The organism is Pelomonas sp. KK5 (assembly GCF_001984095.1).
GTDB lineage: Bacteria > Pseudomonadota > Gammaproteobacteria > Burkholderiales > Burkholderiaceae_C > KK5.
This window is the reverse complement of sequence record NZ_LYVQ01000337.1, coordinates 1-4,897: the sequence shown is the minus strand read 5'-3', so window position 1 is coordinate 4,897 and position 4,897 is coordinate 1. Positions and strand designations below refer to the sequence as shown.

The window sequence follows — 4,897 nt, the reverse complement described above, 5'->3', positions numbered from 1 at the left end:
GCACAGGTCGCCCAGCACCGCGCCCGCCTCCACCGAGGCGAGCTGGTCCTTGTCGCCCAGGAATACCAGCCGCGCGCCCGGCGGCAGCGCCTCCAGCAAGGCCGCCATCATCTCAAGGTGGATCATCGAGGCCTCGTCGACGATCAGCACGTCCACCTCCAGCGGGCTGGCCGCGTCGGCGCGGAAGCGCCGCGTGTCGGGCCGCGCGCCGAGCAGCGCATGCAGGGTCTTGGCGGCGTCGATGTGGGAGACCAGCTCCTGCAGGTCGACCTGGCCCTGCATCAGCGCCTGCAGCGGTTGCAGCGCCGTTTCGATCGACTGGCGCAGCCGCGCCGCGGCCTTGCCGGTCGGTGCGGCCAGGGCCACGCGCAGCTTGTCGCGGCCCGGGTCGATGGCGAACAGCAGCGCCAGCAGGCGCGCGGCCGTGTAGGTCTTGCCGGTGCCGGGGCCGCCGGTGATCACCGACAGCGGGCCGCGCAGCGCGGCGCCGCAGGCGAACTTCTGCCAGTCGAAGGCGCCATCGTCGCGGGGCGGGAACAGGCGGTCCAGCCATCCGCGGGCCACGGCTTCGTCCACCCGTGCCGGCCGCCCGACCCGCGCCAGCACCCGCGCTGCCACCATCTGCTCGAAGCGCCAGTAGCGCCGCAGGTAGAGCCGCGACCCATGCAGCACCAGCGGGCGGGACTCATCGGCCAGCGCCGACTCGTCCGCGGCCACCAGCGGGCTGGCGCGCAGCGCGGCGAGCCAGCCGTCCAGTTCGCCACCCACGCGCAAGACCTGACCCCGCAAGGCTTCGGCGGCATCCGGCGCCCAGCCGGCCCCGGGCTCGGCGACCAGTTCGTCCAGCAGCAGGCAGGCGTGGCCCTCGCCTTCGGCCCGCGCCACCAGCGCGGCGGCGAGCAGCAGCGCGTCGCCGGCGGCGGGGTCCAGGTCGGCCACGAAGGCAGCGAAGGCGCGGTCCAGGCGGCGCAGCCAGCCGCGTTCGGCCCAGTCGGCCAGGGTGCTCAACATCGTCGTCATGCCAGCGTGTCCTCGCGCTCGATCAGCGCATCCAGCGACTGCAGCAGCTCCAGCGGCGGCGCGATCGCATGGCAGCCCGCCGCCGGACCGTTGATGCCGCGGAAGAAGAAGTACAGCGCGCCGCCCAGGTGCCGCGCCGGCTCGTAGCCGGGCAGCCGCGTGCGCAGCAGCCGGTGCAGCGCCAGCAGGTAGATCGCGGCCTGCACGTCGTAGCGGTGCTCGGCCATCGCCTCGGCCAGCGCGCCGGCGTCGTAGGCGGCATCGTCCTCGCCCAGCGCGTTGGACTTGTAGTCGAGCACCCAGTAACGGCCCTCATGCTCGAAGACCAGGTCGGCGAAGCCCATCAGCATGCCGCGCAGCTCACGCTCGGCCAGCGGCCGCCGCTCGATCGCGGGCAGCAGGTGCTGGCGGCACAGGGCGTCCAGGACCTGGGCGCGCAGGCCCGTGCCGGGCAGCCAGAACTCCATCTCGGCCAGCGGCGTGCCCACCTCGGCCAGCGGGATGCCCAGCGGCGGCAGCGGCGTGCGCAGCGCGGCGAGCAGCCAGGCCTTCACGTCCTCGGCCCGCTCGCCATGGCCCTGGCGCTCGCAACGGGCTTGCAGCTGCTCCTGCAAGGCGGGCGAATCGGCGAGCGCGAAGCTCTCGCCGGCCAGCCACTCGAACTGGTCGTGCAGGAAGTTGCCCGGCTGGGCGCCACGGGGGAAGCGGTGCCAGGGCGAGGCCTCGGCCTCGGCGACGGGCCGGCGCGGCGCCTGAGCCGGCGGCATGAGCAGCAGATCCTCGTCGTCGCGGGCGACGGCCGTGCTGACCGGGCCCTCCAGCGCCCGCACCAGCGAGGAGAAGCTGCTGATGGCCCAGCGGCGCTCGAAGCGACCGTGATAGGCCTGCGGCTCGCGCAAGGGCACGGCGCTGCCGCGCGGCAGCAGGGAGCTGACGGCGAAATTCAGCGGCAACTCGCCGGCCACCATGCCCACCTGGCTCGCCGCCAGCGCACGCACCGCGTTCATCAGCGCCTCGGCCGTGTCGGGCCGGCCCAGCACATGGCCCAGCGCGCTGCCGGCGGCGGTGCATTCCTCGCCGCGCGACAGCGGCCGCTTCAGCGCCGCCACGCCGATCCACAGCGCATGGCGGGCGCGGGTCAGCGCCACGTAGAGCAGGCGCAGGTCCTCGCGCTGGCGGTCGCGGTCGGCGGCTTCCAGCAGCGTGGCATCCAGCGTCAGGTGGACGCGCCGCTGCCCGTCCGCATCGACCAGCGGCACGACCGGGTTGGCGCGCTTCGCCACCGCGCGGTAGGAGCAGGCGAAGGGCAGGAAGACCAGCGGATATTCGAGGCCCTTGGACTTGTGGACGGTGACCAGCTTGACCAGGTCGGCATCGCTTTCGAGGCGCACGATCTGCTCGTCGCCGCCGCTGGCGCCGCCGCCCGTGACGGCCAGCTCGCGCTGGCTGCGCAGCCAGCGGATCAGCGCCTGCTCGCCATCGAGCTGCGTGCTGGCCTGCTGCAGCAGCTCGGCCAGGTGCAGCCAGTTGGTCATGCGGCGCTCGCCGTCGGCATCACCACCCAACCATCTTGCGGGCAGTTCGAGCAGGTGCAGCGCGCGGCGCAGCATCGTGAGCACGCCCTGCGCCTGCCAGACCGTGTGCAGCGCGCGCAGCTGCTCGCTGCGGCGCTCGAAGGCCTCGTCCTCGCGGGCCAGGCGCTCCAGCTCGGCCAGGCTCAGGCCCAGCGTGGCGCTGGCCAGGGCGGCACGGGCCAGCCGCACGTCCAGCGGCGCGGCGACGGCGCGCAGCAGCAGCAGGATGTCGCGCGCCTCGGCGCTGGCGAAGACGGAATCCTTCTCCGACAGGTAGACCGCCGCCACGCCGCGGCGGCGCAGCTCGCGGCGCACCGCGGCGGCTTCGCGGCCGGTGCGCACCAGCACGGCGATGTCCGCGGGGCGCAGCCGCCTGAATTCAGCGCTGGCAAAGCCGGCCGATTCGTCGTTCAGCAGCGTCGTGATCTGCTCGGCGCAGGCGGCCGCGAGCCGGCGCTGGCTCAGCCGCGCCTCCTGCAGCTGCGGGGCCAGCGCCCAGCGGATCGCCGGCTCGTCGCCCGCGCTGCTGACGAAGCGCTCGGCACGGCCGCGGGCCAGCACCGGCTCGAAGGGCAGCGGGTTGCTGCCGTCGGCGCGGCGGAACATGAAGGCGCCCTCGCCCTCCGCTCGCTGCTCGGGCAGCTCGAACACCGCATTGACCGCCGCCACCAGCGCCTGCGTCGACCGATGGTTGGTGCCCAGCATGTAATGCCGGCCCTCGGTGGCCTCGCGCACGCTCAGGTAACTGTGTATGTCGGCGCCACGGAAGGCGTAGATCGACTGCTTGGGGTCGCCGATCAGCAGCAGCGTGCGTTCCCGCGCGTTCTCCTCGATGCGGTAGAGCCGGTCGAAGATGCGGGTCTGCAGCGGCGAGGTGTCCTGGAACTCGTCGATCAGCGCCACCGGATACTGCGCCAGCATGCGCGCGCGCAGGCGCTCGGCGCGTTCGCCGGGGGTATCGGCGTCCAGCGCTCGGTCCAGCCGCTGCAGCATGTCGTGGAAGCCGAAGCTGCCGCTGCGCGACTTCAGCAGCGCGAGCCGCTCGGCGATGTGCCGGGCCGCATGCCGGCGCAGCGGCTCGGCCAGCGGCGGCAGCGCGTCCAGCGCGTGGCTGAGGGCTTCGAAGGCTTCGCATTCGGCGGGCACCGGCTCGCCGGCCTTCAGCGCCTCGGCCATGCCGGCCGGGCACAGGCGGGCGATGGCCTTGTCGCTGAGCTCGGGCCGCTCCAGCAGCGGATCGGCGGCCCAGGCGGACAGCGCGGCCATCCAGCCCTGGAAGTAGTCGCGCCGCAGCTTCGTCTTGTTGAAGGGGCTCTTGGGCAGGTCGTAGCGCTGCTCGTGCCAGGCGAGCAGCACGGCGATGCGCTCGGGCCAGCCGGCCTTCAGCTGCCCGAGCGCGGCGCTGCGTTCGGCGTTGATCCGCCCGACCCGCGCGCCCAGCGGCTCGTCCGCCGGCGCCTCTCCGTCCTCCAGGTAGGCCAGCAGCGCGCGTGCATCCTGGCCCAGCTTGTCGACCGAGCCCCAGACCGCCAGCACCGTGTCGAGCGCCTCGCCCGCCAGCGGATAGACCTGCTGGCGCCAGTAGTCGCGCACCGCCTCGTCGACCAGGCCGTTCTCGTTGGCGAGCAGTTCCTCGTCGAACAGGCAGCCGCTGTCGAAGGCGTGCTCGCGCAGCATGCGCTGGCACCAGGCGTCGATGGTGAACACGGCCGCGTCGTCCATGCTCTCGGCCGCCACCGCGAGGCGCCAGGCGGCCTGGCTGCGGGCGGCTTCATCGCCCTCGTGGTCGGCCAGCAGGCCGCGCAGCAGCGCGTCGTGCGCCTCGGGCTCGGCCTCGCCACGGAACACGCGGGCGGCTTCCAGCAGGCGCGCACGGATGCGGTCCGACAGCTCGCGGGTGGCAGCGCGGGTGAAGGTCATCACCAGGATCTCGGCCGGAGCGAGCGGGCGATGGAAGCCCGCCTCGTCGCCGCCATGCCCCAGCACCAGGCGCAGGTACAGCGCGGCGATGGTCCAGGTCTTGCCGGTGCCGGCGCTGGCCTCGATCAGCCGGCTGCCCCAGAGCGGGAAGCTCAGTGCGTCGAGTGCCTTATTCACCGGCGATCTCCTGCTGCGCATGCGGCACGACCTGCACCGCGCCGGCGCTCCAGGCCAGCAGCGCCTGGTACAGGCGCGGGGCCAGCGCGGCGAAGCGGCCGCCGGCGGCCAGCGCCTCGTAGTCGGGGTAGCTGCGGGCGAGGCAGGCCTCCTCCACCTCGCCACGCGACATCGGGCCGCCCTCGTAGGCCGCCTGGGCCCTGTCC

Annotated in this window: 3 protein-coding genes; all 3 read right to left on the bottom strand. The window is 73.8% G+C overall.

All coding sequences use genetic code 11. The features are described 5' to 3' along the window. Nucleotides 1-1,020: AAA family ATPase (locus B0W88_RS29735; protein ID WP_144007061.1), on the bottom strand; the 1,020-nt coding region annotated here is incomplete at its 3' end. After that, on the bottom strand, nt 1,017-4,691 hold the full coding sequence (gene recB, locus B0W88_RS29730) for an exodeoxyribonuclease V subunit beta (protein ID WP_369973963.1): 3,675 nt from the start codon (nt 4,689-4,691) through the stop codon (nt 1,017-1,019). The genes recB and B0W88_RS29735, both read right to left, overlap by 4 nt. Beyond that, a partial coding sequence (locus B0W88_RS33945) for a hypothetical protein (RefSeq protein ID WP_158080969.1) occupies nt 4,684-4,897 on the bottom strand: 214 nt, incomplete at its 5' end. The genes recB and B0W88_RS33945, both read right to left, overlap by 8 nt.